This is a genomic window from Comamonas odontotermitis (assembly GCF_020080045.1).
Taxonomy (GTDB): domain Bacteria; phylum Pseudomonadota; class Gammaproteobacteria; order Burkholderiales; family Burkholderiaceae_C; genus Comamonas; species Comamonas odontotermitis.
The window spans coordinates 3,859,508-3,878,224 of the sequence record NZ_CP083451.1; the positions used below are offsets into that span (position 1 = coordinate 3,859,508).

At 59.1% G+C, this 18,717-nt stretch carries 15 protein-coding genes; 3 read left to right on the forward strand and 12 right to left on the reverse strand.

The features are described 5' to 3' along the window. Positions 1-63 precede the first annotated feature (63 nt). Both zwf and LAD35_RS17820 read left to right on the forward strand, forming a co-directional pair. Positions 64-1,533, forward strand: a complete 1,470-nt coding sequence (gene zwf, locus LAD35_RS17815) for a glucose-6-phosphate dehydrogenase (protein WP_224150287.1) — start codon at positions 64-66, stop codon at positions 1,531-1,533. A 2-nt stretch (positions 1,534-1,535) separates the two neighbouring features. Then, positions 1,536-2,381, forward strand: a complete 846-nt coding sequence (locus LAD35_RS17820) for a MurR/RpiR family transcriptional regulator (RefSeq protein ID WP_224150288.1) — start codon at positions 1,536-1,538, stop codon at positions 2,379-2,381. A 111-nt stretch (positions 2,382-2,492) separates the two neighbouring features. Here LAD35_RS17820 and LAD35_RS17825 read toward each other — a convergent pair whose 3' ends face one another. From LAD35_RS17825 to LAD35_RS17875, 11 genes are all read right to left on the reverse strand, one after another. Next, complete coding sequence (locus LAD35_RS17825; protein WP_224152786.1) at positions 2,493-4,367, reverse strand: bifunctional metallophosphatase/5'-nucleotidase; 1,875 nt, start codon at positions 4,365-4,367, stop codon at positions 2,493-2,495. 224 nt (positions 4,368-4,591) lie between these two features. Next, positions 4,592-5,644 carry an ABC transporter ATP-binding protein gene (locus LAD35_RS17830; protein ID WP_224150289.1) on the reverse strand — a complete coding sequence of 351 codons (1,053 nt, stop codon included), beginning with the start codon at positions 5,642-5,644 and terminating at the stop codon, positions 4,592-4,594. A 14-nt stretch (positions 5,645-5,658) separates the two neighbouring features. Beyond that, positions 5,659-6,657: an ABC transporter ATP-binding protein gene (locus LAD35_RS17835; protein WP_224150290.1), complete on the reverse strand. Its 999-nt coding sequence runs from the start codon at positions 6,655-6,657 to the stop codon at positions 5,659-5,661. 35 nt (positions 6,658-6,692) lie between these two features. Continuing rightward, a complete protein-coding gene (locus LAD35_RS17840; RefSeq protein WP_224150291.1) occupies positions 6,693-7,610 on the reverse strand; it encodes an ABC transporter permease in 918 nt (305 codons plus the stop codon). 64 nt (positions 7,611-7,674) lie between these two features. After that, on the reverse strand, positions 7,675-9,237 hold the full coding sequence (locus tag LAD35_RS17845; RefSeq protein WP_224150292.1) for an ABC transporter substrate-binding protein: 1,563 nt from the start codon (positions 9,235-9,237) through the stop codon (positions 7,675-7,677). Between the two features lie 63 nt (positions 9,238-9,300). Then, the gene (locus tag LAD35_RS17850; protein ID WP_224150293.1) at positions 9,301-10,518 is read right to left on the reverse strand and encodes a M20 aminoacylase family protein; all 1,218 of its coding nucleotides are present in this window, start codon (positions 10,516-10,518) and stop codon (positions 9,301-9,303) included. 1 nt (position 10,519) lies between these two features. Then, positions 10,520-11,500 (reverse strand): ABC transporter permease, encoded by a 981-nt coding sequence (locus tag LAD35_RS17855; protein ID WP_184706854.1) that lies wholly within the window; start codon positions 11,498-11,500, stop codon positions 10,520-10,522. A gap of 117 nt (positions 11,501-11,617) precedes the next feature. Further along, on the reverse strand, positions 11,618-13,150 hold the full coding sequence (locus tag LAD35_RS17860; protein WP_224152788.1) for an ABC transporter substrate-binding protein: 1,533 nt from the start codon (positions 13,148-13,150) through the stop codon (positions 11,618-11,620). Between the two features lie 350 nt (positions 13,151-13,500). Continuing rightward, complete coding sequence (locus LAD35_RS17865) at positions 13,501-14,517, reverse strand: IS481 family transposase (RefSeq protein WP_224150294.1); 1,017 nt, start codon at positions 14,515-14,517, stop codon at positions 13,501-13,503. 144 nt (positions 14,518-14,661) lie between these two features. Continuing rightward, positions 14,662-15,920 (reverse strand): IS3 family transposase gene (locus LAD35_RS17870; RefSeq protein ID WP_396022757.1). Its coding sequence is split into 2 segments (ribosomal slippage): positions 14,662-15,572 and positions 15,572-15,920, totalling 1,260 coding nucleotides; the frame shifts between segments, so codons are not numbered across the junction. Positions 15,921-16,050: 130 nt separating this feature from the next. After that, entirely contained in the window at positions 16,051-17,094 is a 1,044-nt protein-coding gene (locus tag LAD35_RS17875; protein WP_224150296.1) for a porin, read from the reverse strand. 322 nt (positions 17,095-17,416) lie between these two features. On the opposite strand from LAD35_RS17875, the gene coq7 reads away from it, so the two are divergent. Next, entirely contained in the window at positions 17,417-18,037 is a 621-nt protein-coding gene (gene coq7 / locus LAD35_RS17880; protein WP_224150297.1) for a 2-polyprenyl-3-methyl-6-methoxy-1,4-benzoquinone monooxygenase, read from the forward strand. A 192-nt stretch (positions 18,038-18,229) separates the two neighbouring features. On the opposite strand, the gene LAD35_RS17885 is transcribed toward coq7, so the two are convergent. Next, positions 18,230-18,679, reverse strand: a complete 450-nt coding sequence (locus LAD35_RS17885; protein WP_224150298.1) for an OsmC family protein — start codon at positions 18,677-18,679, stop codon at positions 18,230-18,232. Between the last annotated feature and the right edge of the window lie 38 nt (positions 18,680-18,717).

The following is an 18,717-nucleotide window of genomic DNA, read 5'->3' on the forward strand; positions in this document are numbered from 1 at the left end:
GGGCTTCCACCGATCAATGAAACTAAGTTACATTAATAACTGCCTTAATGTTCAGGAAGTTTCATGAGCTTTGATCTGGTTTTGTTTGGTGGCACCGGTGATCTGGCATGGCGAAAACTGCTGCCCGCACTGTTCCAATCCTTTCGGCATGGCAGCTTGCCAGCAGACGGCCGCATCATTGGCGTCGGCCGCAACGAGATGTCCGATGACGAATACCGTGCGCTGATTGCCCAGCGCCTGGCCGAGGTGGAGGCCGACAAGCGCCCCAACAACGGTGAGTTCGCGCAGTTCGCGCAGCTATTGCGCTACCAGCGCATGGATTTGTCGCACCCGGGCGACTACGCAGCGCTGCGCGATCTGCTTTTGCAGCGCAAGGCCGATACGGTGGTGATGTACCTGGCAACGGCGCCTTCACTGTTTTCCACCGTCGTCGAGCAATTGGGTGCCTGTGGACTGAACACGCCGCACACGCGTGTGGTGCTGGAAAAGCCGCTGGGCCACGATCTGCCATCGAACATGGCCATCAATGCCGCAGTGCGGCAGGTATTCGACGAGGCCCAGATCTTCCGTATCGACCACTACCTGGGCAAGCCGTCGGTACAGAACCTGCTGGCATTGCGCTTTGGCAACACGATTTTCGAGCCGCTGTGGCGGCGCGAGAACATCGCCAGCATCGAGATCACGATGGCCGAGCAGTTGGGCGTGGAAAAGCGCGGCGAGTTCTACGACACCACCGGAGCACTGCGCGACATGGTGCAGAACCATGCGCTGCAACTGCTGTGCGCAATAGGCATGGAGCCGCCCATCAGCGCCGATGCCGATGCGATACGCAATGAAAAGCTCAAGGTGTTGCAATCGCTCAAGCGCTGGACGCCCGAGACGCTCAGCCGTGATGTGGTGCGCGGCCAGTACGCGCCCGGCCAGATCAAGGGCCAGCCCGTCCCCGGTTACCGGCAGGAAACTGGCGTTGCGCCCCACAGCCAGACAGAAACCTTTGTGGCGCTACGCACCGAAATCAGCAACTGGCGCTGGGCCGGTGTGCCGTTCTTCATCCGTACCGGCAAGCGACTGGCGGGCCGGGAGGCCTCCATCGTGGTGCATTTCCGCCAGGTGCCCCACGCCATCTACCGCACGCCCATGGGCGCGGCCAACCGCCTGGTCATCCACCTCCAGCCCAAGGACGGCTTGACCCTGCACCTGATGGCGGCAGCGCAAAGCCAGGGCGATGCCGGAGGCGTTCAGACGCTTTCCCCCGCTGCGCTCGACCTCGATTTTGACCAGCGCTTTGGCAGCGAGCGGGTCGGCGCTTACGAGCGCCTGCTGCTTGATGTAATCGCCGGGCGCCTGAACCTGTTCGTTCGCGCAGACGAGCAGGAAGCAGCCTGGCAATGGGTAGAGCCGATCCTGGAGAACTGGCAGCAGGCCAACGCCAACGGAGAAGGGCCACGGCCCTACGCGGCAGGCAGTTGGGGCCCCGGTGCTGCCAGCGCATTGGTGGCACGCGATGGCCATAGCTGGATGGAGGAACTGTAAAGATGCTGGATCGCATAACCGCCTCCCTGCCCTCGCTGGCCCCGGCTGAACAGCGCGTGGCACGCCTGGTACTGGCCGACCCGCGCGCGTTCGCATCGCTGCCGGTGCGCGAGCTGGCTGATCGCTCCCATGTCAGCAAGCCTACCGTGGTGCGATTTTGCCGCAGCATGGGCTATGACGGGCTGGCAGATTTCAAGCTCAAGCTTGCTGGCAGCGTGAGCGAAGGCGTGCCCTTCATCCATCGCAGCGTGGATGCCGATGACAAGACCAGCGATGTACTGGTAAAGGTGGTTGACAACTCGGTAGCCGCTTTTCTGGCCTACCGCAATGCCGCCAGCACCACGGCGCTGGAGGCGGCAGCCACCGCCATCGTCGCGACCTGGCGCGCGGGCAAGCGCATCGAGTTCTATGGAGTGGGCAACTCCGGCATCGTGGCGCAGGACGGGCAGCACAAATTCTTTCGCCTGGGCGTGACCAGCCTTGCCACCAGCGACGGCCACATGCAGGTGATGAGCGCCACCATGCTGGGTGCCGGAGACTGCGCCATCGTGATTTCCAACTCGGGCCGCACGCGCGACCTGATGGACGCCACGGACATCGCCAAACGCAACGGCGCCACCACCATCGCCATTACCGCCAGCGGCTCGCCGCTCGCGCGTGCCGCAGACATTCACCTTGCCGCCGACCACCCCGAGGGCTACGACCGATACAGCCCCATGGTTTCACGCCTGCTGCACCTGCTGATCATCGATGTGCTTGCCACCGGTGTAGCCCTGCGTATTGGTGAGCCGCTGCAACCCGTGCTGCTACAGATGAAGGACAACCTGCGCGCCAAGCGCTATACATGATGCAGCGCCTTGGCCACAGCGGATGCCACTCGGCGCAAAGGCTGGCCGCCAGGTCCTGGGCGAAAGAATGGGCAGCACCAGCTGCCCATTTTGCTTTGCACCACCAACTACTCAACGGCCACCTGCAAAGGATTTGGTGCTGTACAGATCCGTGGGCAGACGTTTGAGCACCGGCAGGTCTGTCGCAGCATCCTTGGCCTGAGACTCGATGTAATTGAATAGCACGTCGGCATCGAGCACGCCAATGTCCAGGCGGCGATCAGCTGGAACCGATGCCAATGTCTTGTAGCCATCACCCCCATTGGCATTGAAGCTCAGCACGAAGAGCCGATAGGTCTTGCCCTGGTCCAGAGAGGCCCACTGGCCGGTCAAGGCGTCTCGCACTTCGATGCCCGAAACACGGCTGCCAAAGGCCGATGCGGCATTCACATCAAAACGCAGGCCACCCGTGTAAGGGTAGGGACCCGTGGTGCCGCCAGCGCCATAGACCGCCTCCAGCCCGTCTTCCAGCATGTTCTTCACCTCTGCACCGGTCACATTCAAGCGGTACAGCATATTGCCAAAAGGCAGCACCTGGATGACGTTGGCAGCAGTGACTTCTCCGCTCAAGGGAATGCGCACCCCACCACCGCTTTGCAGAGAGATATCGGCGCCACCATATTTGGCGTTGGCCACTTCCAGATACGCCTGCGCCACCAGCTGCTGGATATCTCCGCCACGCAAGCTGACACCGCCTTCGGCATTGCATGCGGCGCTGGAGCGACTGTAGTCCATGGTGCCTTCACCACCGGGCACCCGGCGCGAGCACAGCTCCTGCGGGGCCACTGCCACCTTGGTGGTGTTGAAGCTGGCAACCTTGTCGGTGAAAGCTTGCAGCACTGCCTGGGCCTTGGCAGACGGCGCCGTCATCCTCAGGAATCCCGCGGCATTGACGCTGTTCACAATGGCACTGCGCTGCGCCTCCATCACATCCTGGCCGCCAATCTGGAACTTGTCACCGATCAGCACATGTGGCGTTCCCTTGCATTCGCTGACCTCGCCATCTTTGTTGAACTTGACCTTGAGCTCACCCACCACCTGCGAATATTCCCAGGCCTGCACGATGCACACGGGTTTACCGTCCTTGTCGGTAGTGCCGGTCGGGTACGCGCCCGCGGGAGAGCCCACGCCGAGGGTCTTCATCGCCTCTGGTCCCAGCAAGGTGTGAGAATCGCCACCCACGATCACATCCACACCACGCAGCTTGCGGGCCAGTTCCCTGTCATTGTCGTAGCCGATGTGGCTGAGCAGCACTATGCGTTTGATGCCCTGGGCCTGCAGCTTGTCAATCTCGCGCTGCGCCGCCGTGGCTTCATCTTCAAACATCGTGTCCTTGTCGGGGCTGGACGAGGCCTTGGTCTTCTGGGCAATCGTCAGCCCCACGATACCGATCTTGTTGCCGCCACGCTCCATCACAGTGGAGGGGCGCACCATATTGGGTGCGCGACTCGGATTCAATGCCGAATTGGCGCCGAACTGTACATTGGCACTGAGTACGCTGGTGTTGCAGCTACCGCTCTTGAGTCGGTCGAGAATGCCCTTGAGACCGGTATCTCCCTTGTCGAATTCATGGTTGCCCAGCGTATAGGCATCAAAGCACACCGTATTGAGCATCGCCATGTCGGCCTCGCCATCCGCGCCCGCACGGTTGAAGTACAAGGTGCCGGTGATTGCATCGCCCGCATGCAGCTTGAGTACATTGCCTGATTGGGCGGCCAGCTCCTCGATGGCAGCGGTCACCCGCGGAAAGCCCGCAGCATTGACGGTGACTGCCGTCGTCTTGCCATCTACAGGCAATTGCAAGGTCGCAGTCTTGCTGGCCAACGTGGAGTGATGGTCGTTGACATGCAGAATGGTCAGTACATCGTCTTTTGCGCCATCGTCCGAGCCGCCTCCTCCACAGGCAACCAGCACGGCAGCAGACACGCCGCACACCGCCCAATACATCGCCTGACGCGCACACTCTCGCATCCACACTGCTGCCATGCCCATCTCCGTTTCAAGAAAGGACTCCATGGTTTGGCAGTTTGATGACGTGCGTATGAATCCCGCAAGGCACAAGGCGTCAACGTATCTTCATCCGTTCATAGGCAAGAGAACGCCCGTTCTCTTCAAATCCGGGCGTAAAAAAACCGGCATGCACGCTGCCGGCCTTTCAAGAGAGCATCTGCTTAAGCGGCAATGACGGGAATGCGCTTCTCCTCCACGGCGTGGCACGCCACCTTCACTCCATCATCATCCAACAGTTGAGGACGCTCATTGCGGCAGCGGTCATTGGCCAATGGGCAACGCGGATTGAAGGCGCAGCCGGTCGGAGGATTCAACGGATTGGGCACCTCGCCTTGCACAGGGGTACGCGCCTTGCCGGTATCGTGCATCTTGGGAATGGCGTCAAGCAGCATGCGCGTATAGGGGTGACGCGGCTTGGCAAACAGGGTCTGTTTGTCAGCCAATTCCACCAAACGGCCCAGATACATCACGCCGACCTGGTCACTCACATGGCGAACCACCGCCAGGTTGTGCGAGATGAACAGGTACGTGAGGCTGCGCTTTTTCTGCAGGTCTTTCATGATGTTGAGCACCTGCGCCTGCACCGATACGTCCAGCGCCGATGTCGGCTCGTCGCAGACCAGGAACTCCGGCTCGGTCGCGAGGGCGCGCGCAATCGAAATACGCTGGCGCTGCCCGCCCGAGAACTGGTGCGGGTACTTGAGCATGTCCATGGGAGCCAGACCCACCTGCACCAGCAACTCCGCCACGCGGGCTTTGAGCTGCTCGGTATTGGTGATCAGGCCGTGCTCCTTGAGAGGCTCACCGATGATCTGCTCGACCGACCAGCGGGGGTTCAGGCTGGCATACGGGTCCTGAAAGATCATCTGCACGCGTCGGCGCATGGCTCTTGCGTTCGGGTCCTTGAACGCGGCGTGTGCATCCTGGCCGTCAAAGGTGAAGGTGCCACGCGTGGGGCCATACAGGCCCACCAGCAGGCGCGCCACGGTGCTTTTGCCGCAGCCCGATTCGCCCACCAAGGCGAGCGTCTTGCCTTTCTCGATATCGAAGCTCACCCCGTCCACAGCTCGAAGCAGGCTGCGCGGCTTGCGTTCCAGCACGCGGTTGAGCCACGGGGCCGACACATCAAAAGTCTTTGCCAGGTCGCGTGCCTGCACCAAAGGCCCACGTCCAGCCGAGCCTGCCGCCGTACCGGTTGCAGTGTTTTTTTCCATCGTCGCCACCTCGCTCATACCGTTTCCTCCGTCGCTGCCACACCCGGCCGATTGTCGGCTGCATGCAACCAGCATGCGGCCTGCGTCGCCCCTGCCGCCATCAAATCGGGGCGCTGCTCCATACAGCGGTCGAACACCTTGGTGCAGCGCGGGTTGAATGCACAGCCCTTGGGAATAGCATTGAGGCGCGGCATGGCGCCATCGATCTGGTTCAGACGCTCACGGTCTGCCTCCATATCCGGAATCGAGGCCATCAGGCCACGCGTATAGGGATGTGCAGGATGGTTGATGACCTCATGCACCGGGCCGATTTCCGCAATGCGGCCGGCATACATGACGGCCACGCGGTCACAGGTCTCGGCAATCACCCCCATGTCGTGGGTGATGAGCATGACGGCAGCACCGCGCGTGCGGCAGATGTTCTTGAGCAAGGTGATGATCTGCGCCTGGATCGACACATCGAGCGCCGTGGTAGGCTCGTCGGCCACAATCAGCTTGGGCTCGGCAGCCAGCGCCAGTGCAATCACCACACGTTGGCGCATGCCGCCGGAGAACTGGTGCGGGTAGTGGTCAACACGCTCCTCCGCCGCCGGAATGCCGGTGTCTCTGAGCAGCTGGATCGCACGCTCGCGCGCATCCTTGTCCGACAGCTTGAGATGGGTCTGGATGGTCTCGATCAACTGGCGCCCCACCGTGTAGAGCGGGTTCAGCGAGGTCAGTGGATCCTGAAAGATCGCGCCAATGCGACGGCCACGGATATGGCGCATCTTCTCAGGCGGCAGATGATCGATACGTTCGCCCTCCAGCACGATCTCACCCGAGGCCACATGGCCCGGCGGCTCCAGCAAGCCAATGATCGAGGCTCCAGTGAGCGACTTGCCCGCGCCCGATTCACCCACCACACCCAGGATTTCTCCGGGAGCAATGGAGAACGAAATATTGTCCAGAGCCCGCAATACACCATGGCGATTGGGGAACTCGACCACCAAATTCTTAACTTCCAACAACGACATCGTGGTTCGTCCTTCTTCGTCTTGTGATTGCACCATCAGCGCAGGCGCGGGTTGAGCGCATCGCGCAGCCAGTCGCCCAGCAGGTTGACCGACAGCGCGATCAGCACCAGCATCAGGCCCGGGAAGATGGTGATCCACCATTCGCCAGAGAACAGGTAATCATTGCCCACACGGATCAGGGTGCCGAGCGACGGCGATGTGGGAGGTGCGCCCACACCCAGGAATGAAAGCGTGGCTTCAGTGATGATGGCCGTAGCTACCTGGATCGTGGCCAGCACCATCACAGGACCCAGCACATTGGGCAACACATGCTTGATCATGATGCGCAGCGGCGCCACGCCGGTCACTCTGGCAGCCTGCACGTATTCCTTGTTGCGCTCCACCATCGTGGAGCCGCGCACCGTGCGCGCATACTGCACCCAACCCGTCAGTGATATCGAGATGATCAGCACGCCAAAGGCCAGCGATTCATTGGCGTTGGGAAACAACGCACGCCCCACACCTGCAATCAGCAATGCCACCAGAATGGCAGGGAAAGACAGCATCACATCGCACAGGCGCATCAGCACCGAATCGATCCAGCCCCCCTTGAAGCCCGCCAGCAAACCCAGAGCCACCCCGACAACAACCGATAGCGCCACCGATGCCAGGCCCACGATCAACGAGATGCGCGCGCCGTACATCAGCGCAGAAAGAATATCCCGGCCCTGGTCATCCGTGCCCAGGATGTACTTCCAGCTGCCCTCCTCGCTCCACACGGGTGGAATGCGGGCGTCACTGAGCTCCAGGGTGGTCAAGTCAAATGGGTTGTGCGGAGCCACCCAGTTGGCAAAAATCGCGCAGAACACACAGATGGCTGCAATGATGGCTGCCACGATCGCCATCGGCGATTTTCGGAAGCTGTAGCCCACATCGCTATCGAGCCAGCGTTTGAGTCGGTTTTTCGTCGTCATCAATATTTCTCTCATCTATGGTGGCACTGCCGGTCATGGCCTGGCAGCACCGATCCATCACTGCTTATTTCTTCACCGTCATCCATTTGAAGGGCATGAAGCCATCGGCCATCTGCACCAACTCCACGTTCTTGCTCACACCCCAGTTCATGTACTGCTGGTGCAGCGGCAGGTAGCCGACATCGTCGGCAACGATCTTCAGCGCCTCCTGGATCTGCGCATTGCGCTTGGCCGTATCTGTCTCCGACTGCACCTGCCGGGTCAGCGCGTCCACCTTGGGGTTGCAGTAGTTACCGTAGTTGAACGCCCCTGCGCCCTTGCCATCGTTGCAGTTCATCAGGGCCAGCAGCGGGTTGTGCGCGTCATAGGTCGACGGCGTCCAGCCAAGGATGTAGAACGCCGTTTCGTGGCGCATGATGCGCGGGAAATAGGTTCCCTTGGTTTCTGCGTTGAGCTGCACCTTGACGCCAATCTTGGCGAGGTTGGCCGATACCGCCTGGCAGATACGGCTGTCATTGATGTAGCGATCATTCGAGCAGTTGAGCGTCACCTCGAAACCATCGGGATAGCCCGCATCGGCCAACAGCTTCTTGGCGGCAGCCGGGTCATATGGCAGGCGCTTGATGTCGTCGGTATAGCCATTGACGCCCTTGCCGATCAAGGTGGCCAGGTTGCCGGAGGCACCACGCATCACCTGCTTGTGCAGGCCCTCGATATCGATGGCCTGGTAGAAGGCCTGGCGAACGCGCTTGTCCTTGAACGGATTCTTGCCCTTGACGCTGGAGTTGAGCAGCTCATCGCGCTTGTGGTCCATGCCCATGAAGATGGCACGCAACTCCGGCCCGGAAACCACCCGCGTGCTGCCGGTGTTGTTGACGCGGTCAATGTCCTGCACCGGCACCGGGTCGATCACATCGACCTGGCCGGACAGCAAGGCCGCGACACGCGTGGCATCGTTGGCAACCAGCGTATAGACCACCTCCTGCACATTGCCATCCACCTTGTCCCAGTAGTTACCACTGCGGCTGAACACGGTGCGCACATTGGGCTGTCGCTCGCGTACACGGAAAGGGCCCGTGCCATTGGCCTTGAAGGAGGCCGCGTTCTCAATACCCTTGCGGCGGTCGACGGGGTTGACCGCGTTGTTCGCCTCCGTCCACTTCTTGCTCATGATGTAGACCTGCGAGATCATGCTGGGCAGGATGGGGGCGGGCTCCTTGGACTCGATCTCGACGGTGTAGTCATCGATCTTGCGCGTCTCCTTGATGGCGTTGGTATAGGTCTTCATGTCCGAGCCCTCCAACTGCGTGCGCATCATCGAGAAGACCACATCGTCTGCCGTGAACGGCGTGCCATCGTGGAACTGAACGCCCTTGCGCAGGGTGAAGCGCCAGACTGTCGGCGATGTCTGCTCCCACTTGGTGGCCAGCACCGGGCGAAGGCTCAGATCCTTGTTGCGCCCGGCCAGTGGCTCATAGACGTTGCCCGTCACGCTCAATTGCACGGTTTCATTGAAGGAATGCGGGTCCATCGACAAAGCATCGCCCTGGGCGCCAATGCGTACCGTCTGCGCCCCCGCCAGCATGCAGCCCGCAGCCAGCATGGCCACCACCAAGGTCTTGTGCATTGCATGTTTCATCATCTACCCCTTGTGAATGCCGACTCGTGGCCGGCTCTCGTTGGACAAGCTTCAGACCGAAGCAAGTGGCATACCACGCTCCACAATGCCGGCGTGCAGCGCGGCCCCGAGGGGTAGCACATCGTCATTGAAGTCGTAGCGGTTGTTGTGCAGTGGGATGATGTCGTCACCGACCGCCTGGCCCAGGCGCAGATATGCACCAGGCTTGTGCTGCAGCATGAAGGAAAAATCCTCCGCGCCCATGCTGGGGTCCATGTTGCGCACGACCTGAGCCTCGCCGACCAGCTCGGCAGCCACATCGCCAGCAAACAAGGCTTCATCGGGTGTGTTGATGGTGGCCGGGTACGAGCGCTCGTACTGAAGCTGCGCCGTCACGCCAAAAGCAAGCCCGACGGCCTGGCACAGCTCGCCCAACCGGCGCTCCACCAGATTCTGCACATCGGGGTTGAAGGTGCGCACCGTTCCCACCAGAGTGGCAGAGCCTGGCGTGACGCTGAAGGCGCCCAGGTCGCCCGACTGCACTGCGCAGATACTGACAACCGCAGCATCAATGGCACGCACGTTGCGCGACACGATGGACTGGATGGCAGTGATCAGGTGTGCAGAAGCCAGCACCACATCATTGGTCTGGTATGGATGCGCGCCATGGCCACCTTTTCCAGCCACATTGATCTGGATGCGGTCGGCCGCCGCCATCATTGCACCCGGGTTGATGCCAATCGTGCCCTGGCGCATGGCAGGCCAGTTGTGCATGGCATAGATGGATTCCACCGGGAATTGCTCGAACAGCCCATCCTGGATCATTTCACGCGCGCCCGCGTAACCTTCTTCTCCCGGCTGAAAGATGAGCACGGCGCTGCCATCAAAATTGCGGGTTTCAGCCAGATAGCGCGCAGCACCCACCAGCATGGCGGTATGGCCATCATGGCCGCAGGCATGCATCAGGCCTTGTTTGCCTGATTTCCAGCTGCAGTTGCCCTGTTCGGTGATGGGCAGCGCGTCCATGTCGGCACGCAAGCCAATCATGCGGCGGCTCGCATGCTTCTTGCCACGGATGACCCCTACTACACCGGTCTTGCCGATCCCCTGGTGGATTTCGTCAACACCGCACAGACGCAGTGCTTCTGCCACGCGGGCTGCGGTGTATTTTTCTTCAAAGCCAAGCTCTGGGTTGGCATGCAGATCGCGGCGAAACGCCGTGAGCTCAGGGTGAATCTGCGCCAGATGAGAAAACGCCCGCGAACTGGCGCTGTATGGAAGACGCTGCATGTCAGTGTCCTCCCGACTTTTCGACGCGCAGGCGCGGGTCGACCACGAAATACAGCAAATCCACAATCAGATTGATGACCACAAAGATCAGCGCGATCAGACACAGGTATGCCGCCATGACGGGAATATCGGCAAACGTCACCGCCTGGATGAACAACAGCCCCATGCCCGGCCACTGGAACACGGTCTCCGTAATGATGGCAAAGGCAATCAGGCCGCCCAGCTGCAGACCGGTAATGGTCATGACCGGTACCAGCGTGTTCTTGAGTGCATGGCCAAAGTAGATGGTGCGATTGGTCAGGCCGCGCGCCTTGGCAAACTTGATGTAATCGGTGCGCAGCACCTCCAGCATCTCGGCACGCACCAGGCGCATGATCAAGGTGAGCTGGAAAATAGCCAGGGTGATGGCCGGCAGAACGATGTGGTGCCAGCCCTTGGCGCTGAGCAGCCCGGTGCTCCAGAAACCCAGCTGCGTAGTCGTTCCGCGGCCAAAGCTTGGGAACCAACCCAGGTGCACCGAGAAGATCAGGATCAAGAGGATACCGATCAGGAAGGTAGGCAGCGAGACACCCAGCAGGGACAGGGTCATGAACATCTGGCTCATGAACGTGCCACGCTTGAGTGCCGCATACACCCCCATCGGCACACCGATGACCAAAGCCAGCACGGCGGCGACCATGGCGAGCTCAAAGGTAGCCGGAAAACGTTCGGCAATGAGCGAAGACACCTTAGCACCCTGGCGGAGGCTGATGCCAAACTCCCCCTGAGCAGCATTGACCAGAAAATGCCAGAACTGCACGAAGAACGGCTGGTCCAGCCCCAGGGCCTTGCGCAACTCGGCAATCTGATCGGGAGTTGCGTCTTGCCCCAGCAGGAAGGTGACCGGATCACCCACGTACTGGAACAGCATGAAAGAAATGAACGCCACGGCGACCATCACGATCACCGCCTGTATCAATCGGCGCAATATGAATGCAAACATAGCTGACTCTCTTCAATGGCAAATCAACGGTTTGCGCCCGTCCTGTTTGCCTAACCCGCTATCTCTTAAATAGCCCGGCGCCGCCAGCGGCACCGGACACAAGGCCAAAATTCTCTATCAGTTGATGGTCACCAGCTTGATGTCCACACGGTTGTCCGCGCGGTGCACCATGTCGATGTTCTTCTTCATCGCCCAGGGGATCATCTGGTCATACAACGGCAGGTGGGATACGGTGTCGTTCGACAGTTGCAGACCTTCGGTCAGCATGCGCGTGCGCACGGGCTGGTCGGTTTCCGTCTTCACGCGATCCACCAGATAGTCCATGCGCTCATTGCTGTAACGGCCCACGTTGTAGTTGCCGTCGCCACCCTTGCCCACCGTGCGCACCAGCGATTGCAGGCTGTAGAGCGAATCGAATGTCGGCACACCCCAGCCCAGCATGTAGATGCTGGCTTCATTGCGCTGAATCATAGGGAAATAGGTGGCCATTGGCAGGGTACGCAGCTTGGCCTTGACGCCAACCTTGGCCCACATGGCAGTCACCGACTGGCAGATGGCCTCGTCACTGATATAGCGGTTGTTGGGGCAGGCAAAATCCACCTCGAAACCATTGGGGTAGCCAGCCTCGGCCAGCAGCTTCCTGGAAACCTCTTGGTCATAGGGCAGGCGCTTTCCAACCGCTTCGGTCCAGCCATTGACCTGGGGCGCCACCAAGGTGCCGGTAGGCTTGCCCAGACCACGCAGAATGGTCTTGGTGATGGCATTGATGTCAATGGCCTGGTAGAGCGCCTGGCGGACCTTCTGGTCCTTGAGTGGGTTCTTGCCTTTGACGCTGGAGCCTGGCAGCTCATCGCGGAACTGGTCCATGCCGAAGAAGATGGTGCGGTTTTCCAAGCCTTCGAGGATCTTCAGATCCGGGCTGGCACGCAGGCGGTTCAGATCCTGTGGCGTGGGGTCCAGCACCATGTCCACTTCACCAGAGAGCAGTGCCGCCATGCGGGTGGCCGCCGACTTGATCGGCGTATACGTGATTGCTGTCACGTTGCCCGGCATATTGCCCCACCAGTTGGGGTTCTTCTTGAGCACCATCTTCACATCAGGTTGCCAGGACTCCAAGATGAAGGGGCCTGTCCCCATGGCATTGCGGTGCGCGAAGTTCTCATCGGCCTTCTTGATGTCCATCGGCTCTGTGGACTTGTTCTTTTCAGCCCAGGCCTTGCTCATCATCCGCAGTTCGGTGAGTTGGCGCAGCAAGACCGGATTGGGATCGACCATGTAGATGTCGATGGTCGAATCATCCACCTTGACGACCTTCTCGATGCCCTGCACAAAGGGGCCATAGTTGGATGTCTTGCCCATCGCACGGGTGATGGAGAACACGGCATCGTCTGCCGTAAAAGCCGATCCATCCTGAAACTTCACGCCTGTGCGCAGGTTAAAGCGCATCTGCTTGGGATTCACCTCTTTCCACGAAGTGGCCAACAGCGGCTCGGTCTGGAAATTTTTACTGTTATAGGTAACCAGAGTTTCGTAGACGTAAGGATGGATGGCGTTATGCAGACCGTTGTTTTGCGCGTGGATATCCCAACTGGCCACATCGGCCTGGCTGGCCCATTTGAAAGACTTGGCCTGGGCAACACCAGTTGCCATGGCGGCGGCTACCGCTATTGCAGCTAGAGCAAGAGAAGGCTGTTTCATAAGGTCTCGCAGAAAAAAGAGTTCCACTATGCCGCAAGGAACTCAACTGCCTCATGGTGCTTCCCCCAGGGTAGGAAATCGTCAAATTTGTGAGTTTTCTGTTAAACGTTGCCTATGCCTCATTTCACAGACTGCACAAGAATGTTTTCAATATGAAAATCACTATTTGGCAACACAAATAGAGATAGCAATCACTAACACTTCGCACGCAGAATTCCTGTTATCGCACCGCATTGAAAACAATGACAGATACCGGTTTCAGATATTCCTCAATATCCCGCGAACACCTGCATGGGAGTCGACTATTTGTAGGACAATTCCCTACAGATTGACAACAAAACCAGACTGGCGACAAGCATGGGCAGCAGGTAGCTGTTCAGTCCCGGCATTTGATGGATCGGATCTATCTTGAACCGTTCAGGTTCGGATGTCCACTGTTTGCAGATGAATTCGTAGGGTGTCAGGCCTTTGAGGGTCTTGAGCCTGCGGCCGAAGTTGTATGCATCGATGAAGTTGGCGAGGTGCTGCCGCAACTGCGCGTGATCGTCATAGTGGAAGCGCTTGACGGTGGCTTCCTTGATGGTCCGGTTCATTCGCTCGACCTGCCCATTGGTCCACGGATGCTTGACCTTTGTGAGGCGATGTTCGATACCGTGTTCCTCGCAGACTCGACCAAAGATGTGCTGGAAGGCGTACCGGTCTGAACTGCGGTTGGCAAACTGAATGCCGTTATCGGTGAGCACCGTATGGAGGGTGTACGGCACCGCTGCGATCACATTGCGCAAGAACTGCGCCGCAGTCATCTTGTCAGCCGAGGGATGGAGTTCGGTGAGTGCGAACTTGGACGTCCTGTCGATGGCCACGAAGAGATAGAGCTTGCCCTCGACTGTCTGCACTTCGGCGATGTCGACATGAAAGTAGCCAATGGGGTAGCTCTTGAACCGCTTCTTGGCTGGCTTATCGCCCTGCACCTCGGGCAGCCGCGAGATACCGTGCCGCTGCAAGCAGCGGTGCAGAGACGAGCGCGTCAGATGCGGGATAGTCGGCTGCAGCGCGTAGAGACAGTCATCCAGCGGCAGCATGGTATGCCTGCGAAAGGCGACGATCGCTGCCTCATCCTCAACGGACAAAACGGTGGAGCGCGGCTGCCTGGGCCCTGTCGGCAGATCGGTGACCGAAGGCCGATTCTTCCACTTCGCCACCGTCTTCTGATTGATGCCATAGCGTGCAGAAAGCGCTCTCAGGCTCTCTTGACTATGTTGTATCGCTCGACGGATCGCCTCCGTCGTTGTGGCGCTGCCGTGCAGAACCTGGCCCATAGTGCTTCCTTCCATTCATGAGAGAAGATTGCACCATTAAAATCTGGGACCATACAGGTAGCCAATGCCTGCATGCACCAACAGCCGACCTAGCCATGCTGTCTCGCGAAGAGCCATGTGACTCGTCCTGTCATAGGTTGACACCTATTCGCGACTAATCTCCAGCCCAAGCTGGTTGGCGAGAGACGCCCGATGTACTGCATCGGGCGTTTTGTATTTTAGGGACAGGTGCGGCCGGCGCTCGTTGTACAGCCGTACCGATTCGCCCACCATGGTGCGGGCCTGCGAGAGATCGGCAGGTCGTTGCAACAAGTATTCCATCTTGAGGATTCCATTGACCCGCTCAGCCAGAGCGTTTTGGTAGCAATCGTAGCCATCGGTCATGGAGCAGGTGATGCGGTGGCGTGCATGGATGCGCTGGTATTGAGCCGAGCAGTACTGAACACCTCTATCAGAGTGGTGTACGAGCGGCTGATCTGTTCGCCGCTGACGCAGTGCCATCTTCAACGCTTGGCTGACCTGCTTGGTCTCCAGACTATCGTGCACGTGCCAGCCCACGATCTTGCGCGAGTAGGCATCGGTCACCAGGCTCAGATAGGCAGTCTTCTCCTTGGTGGGTAGATACGTGATGTCAGCGACCCATAGCTGCTCACAACCACTTGCCACTGTTTTGGTCGGGCCCTCCTTGAGTAGATTGGGGTGCCTGCGGTAGTGATGATGGCTATTGGTGGTCTTGTGGTACGCATGCCGTGGCAGCACCAGCATGCGTGCTTGGCGCAGGACAACGAACAGTGCATCGCGCCCGATCTGGATTCCCGCCTGTTCAAGCGGCGGCTTGAGCAAGTGCAGCAGTTTGCGTGTGCCAATGCGTGGCTGATGGCGCCTCTCTTCACTGGCCAACTCCACCACCGCCTTGTCCCGCTCGCTGCGTGCACGCTGGCAGACCAGGCGCTTGTAGTGCGCTTGGCGGCTGATTCCCATGTAGCGGCAAGCCCTCGTGACGCTTAACCCTTTGACGAGCTTTTGCGTGAGGACTTGCCCGCAGGCTTTTTTGTGACTTGGACTCCGTAGTCGCGCTTGAGCACGTTCACTACCGCTTCAAAGAAGACCGCTTTCTCGCGGGCTTCTTTCAGTTGCACTTCCAGCTCCTTGATGCGCTGCTCTGGAGTCAGCAGCTTGGGCGATTCAGGCATCTTCTGTAATCCTTTGCCCCTTGATGATGCAGCTTTCCAGTCCTGCCGTCCGTGCTTGCGAAGCCACACCAGTACAGTTGAGGCGCCCTGGATTCCGTACCGCTCATGGGCCTGCCGGTAGGTCAGCTCACCTCTTTCTACTTGATCGACTACTGCGAGTTTAAAAGCCAGCGTGTAGTCCCGTTGCGTTCTCTTAACCCACTGTTCCATTTGACTTTCCTTTCTGTTCTTCAGAAAGGTGTCAACCCAATTCAGGACGGGTCAATGTGCAAAATAAAAAAGCCCGTCTTTCGACGGGCTTTTGACTTTTCAGATTGAAGCTGGGAAACCCAGCAGTCAATTAGAAAGCGTGACGGATACCAACGGTCAGAGCGTTTTGGTTCTTGCCGCCAGCTGGGGTAGCGATACCCAGGCCGTTAGCGCTGACGCTGAAGGTTTCAGACTTTTGGTTCTTCAGGAAAGCGTAGGTGCCGTACAGAGCGGTGCGCTTGGACAGGTTGTGCACGTAGCCCAGCGACAGTTGGTGAGCCTTGCCGTCCACCGACTTCACGTCGTAGTAGTTGTAAGCAGCACGGACTTCGCCAGCAGCGCCCACAGGAGCGGTCACGCCCAGGGAAGCGGAGTTCATCTTCCACTTGTCACCACCACCAACAGGGGTGTTACGTTGTTGACGGATCAGACCAGCCAGCTTCACAACACCGAAGTTGTACGAAGCGCCCAGACCCAGGGATTGCTCCTTGTCGAAAGCAGCAGATGGGTCGTTTTGTTGTTCCAGACCCAGGCCAACGCTCAGAGGGCCGTTGTCATAGCCAACAGAACCACCGATGTAACGGCCGAACGAGCTGTCGCCAGCGGTTTCACCGAAACCGTAGTTGATGCCAGCCTTGAAGCCAGACATGCCAGGAGTGTAGTACGAAACCATGTTCGACACGCGGAAAGGCGAACCAGCCACGCCGAAGCCGAAGTGTTGGCCGATACCAACTTGACCGAACACGTCGTATGCGCTCACAGTGTTGTAAGCAGCGGTCAGTTCACGACCCAGACGCACTTCACCGAAGTTGCCCATCAAGGACACGGTCGAGCGACGCTTGAATTCGAAGCCAGGACCCGAAGCGCCACCGCCAGCACCGGTGCCGGAGTCGTTCTGAATAGCGCCTTCCAGCCAGAAGCCAGCCTTCAGACCACCACCCAGGTCTTCCACGCCGCGGAAGCCCAGACGGCTGGTAGCGTTACCAGAGTTGGTCAGGCCGTACACGGAGTCGCCACCGCTGGTCTTAGCGTAGGTCACGCCAGCGTCAACGATACCGAACAGGGTCACGGAAGATTGAGCCATTGCGGCGCCGGAAGCGGCCAGCACTGCCAAGGCAACAAGAGATTTTTTCATTGCGAGTTACTCCAAGGTTTAACAGACGGCGCTGGTACGGGGGGGTTGATGTCAGCCTCACGGATCTGCACAACTTCTACCTGCTCCCGCGCCAACCTCCTAGTGTGGAAGTTATCTCTATTTCAACAGACCACAGTCGGTTGCGCAAACAAATTCCCCCACTTGGACGACGAATCCGTGTAAATCGTTGCTTGTGTGCAACGTTTAACGAATGTCAGCAGCCGTTGTTTTTTCAAAAAAATTTGCCGCAAAACAAGGCCTTGCGAGAGCAATATGCCAGCCGTTTGCAGCAGTTCCATTGTAGTGGGTACCATTGGCAGTTATGCAAGACCGACTTCTTTGTGCCGCTGATACTGCGCTCCGTACCCTGTTTGCAACACCTCGCGCCAGCCAGCCCTCGCCGGCTTCGGGCATCGAGGAGGCCGATCTGAGTGAGGCAGAGAAAAAGCTCTCTGGCGCCTATATGCGCGTGAACCATGTCGGAGAGGTCTGCGCCCAGGCGCTCTATACGGCTCAGGCCATGGTGACCAAGGATGAACGCCTGCGCGAACACCTGCTAGAAGCGGCACAAGAAGAGATGGACCACCTGGCTTGGACCCATCAGCGCCTTCAGGCTCTTGGCGAACGCCCCAGCATTCTGAATCCCCTGTGGTTTGCTGGCGCGTTTCTGATCGGAACCGTGGCAGCCAAGGTGAGTGACCGCGCCAGCCTGGGTTTTGTGGAAGAAACCGAAAACCAGGTGTCCGCTCACTTACAGTCCCACATCGATCGCCTGCCGCCACAGGATGCCGCGTCGCTCGCCGTGGTTGCACAGATGAAGGATGACGAAGAGCGCCACGCAGCCGCCGCAGTGGACGCCGGAGCGGTGCCCGTTCCCCCTCCTGCCAAGGCTTTGATGCAAGTGGCCGCCAAGGTGATGACGACCACCGCGCACTATATCTAGTGCATTTTTTATAGACCTTGCGCCTGCTGCACCTGAGACAGGTTGGCCCCGCCATCCTGCGGCGATCCAATTCCCTGATCGCCACGGAGCGTCAATGAAACGGATTCGCCGGGCAGTACCCCCGGCAACTCTGTAATTTTTGATAGCTGCCCACGCTTGCCAGTCAAGCGCCAGAGATCTTTTTCGCCCCGATCAGGCTTCCACCAGATCAAAACCGGTCGTGATCTCGGCGGTCTTGCTCAGCATGATGCTGGCCGAGCAGTATTTTTCGTGGCTCATGGCAATGGCTCGCTCCACCGCTGCAGGCGGTATGCCCTTGCCCGTCACCGTGAACTGCATGTGGATCTTGGTGAAGACCTTGGGCTCGGTGTCTGCTCGTTCCGCTTTCAAGGCGACGGTGCAGTTCTTCACATCATGGCGGCCACGCTTCAAGATCAGGACCACGTCGTAAGCCGTGCAACCGCCCGTACCCGCAAGCAGCAACTCCATGGGCCGCGCCGCCAGGTTTTGACCACCATTGGCTGGATTGTTCGCATCTGGCGCACCGTCCATGGCCACCACATGGCCACTGCCGGTTTCGGCGACAAAACCCATTCCTGATCGCGCACCGCTTGCGCCTGTCCAGGTGACTGTGCATTCCATTGCATCTCTCCAAAATTCAACGGCTGCCAGTGTGACAG

What these genes read in the sequence shown, in the direction of transcription:
- LAD35_RS17840 (WP_224150291.1), bottom strand. Translation starts at nt 7,610, where the DNA reads ATGACGACGAAAAACCGACTCAAACGCTGGCTCGATAGCGATGTGGGC.
- LAD35_RS17830 (WP_224150289.1), bottom strand. Translation starts at nt 5,644, where the DNA reads ATGGAAAAAAACACTGCAACCGGTACGGCGGCAGGCTCGGCTGGACGT.
- LAD35_RS17885 (WP_224150298.1), bottom strand. Translation starts at nt 18,679, where the DNA reads ATGGAATGCACAGTCACCTGGACAGGCGCAAGCGGTGCGCGATCAGGA.
- LAD35_RS17875 (WP_224150296.1), bottom strand. Translation starts at nt 17,094, where the DNA reads ATGAAAAAATCTCTTGTTGCCTTGGCAGTGCTGGCCGCTTCCGGCGCC.
- coq7 (WP_224150297.1), top strand. Translation starts at nt 17,417, where the DNA reads ATGCAAGACCGACTTCTTTGTGCCGCTGATACTGCGCTCCGTACCCTG.
- LAD35_RS17820 (WP_224150288.1), top strand. Translation starts at nt 1,536, where the DNA reads ATGCTGGATCGCATAACCGCCTCCCTGCCCTCGCTGGCCCCGGCTGAA.
- LAD35_RS17835 (WP_224150290.1), bottom strand. Translation starts at nt 6,657, where the DNA reads ATGTCGTTGTTGGAAGTTAAGAATTTGGTGGTCGAGTTCCCCAATCGC.
- LAD35_RS17850 (WP_224150293.1), bottom strand. Translation starts at nt 10,518, where the DNA reads ATGCAGCGTCTTCCATACAGCGCCAGTTCGCGGGCGTTTTCTCATCTG.
- zwf (WP_224150287.1), top strand. Translation starts at nt 64, where the DNA reads ATGAGCTTTGATCTGGTTTTGTTTGGTGGCACCGGTGATCTGGCATGG.
- LAD35_RS17865 (WP_224150294.1), bottom strand. Translation starts at nt 14,517, where the DNA reads ATGGGCCAGGTTCTGCACGGCAGCGCCACAACGACGGAGGCGATCCGT.
- LAD35_RS17860 (WP_224152788.1), bottom strand. Translation starts at nt 13,150, where the DNA reads ATGGCAACTGGTGTTGCCCAGGCCAAGTCTTTCAAATGGGCCAGCCAG.
- LAD35_RS17825 (WP_224152786.1), bottom strand. Translation starts at nt 4,367, where the DNA reads ATGTATTGGGCGGTGTGCGGCGTGTCTGCTGCCGTGCTGGTTGCCTGT.
- LAD35_RS17845 (WP_224150292.1), bottom strand. Translation starts at nt 9,237, where the DNA reads ATGCACAAGACCTTGGTGGTGGCCATGCTGGCTGCGGGCTGCATGCTG.
- LAD35_RS17855 (WP_184706854.1), bottom strand. Translation starts at nt 11,500, where the DNA reads ATGTTTGCATTCATATTGCGCCGATTGATACAGGCGGTGATCGTGATG.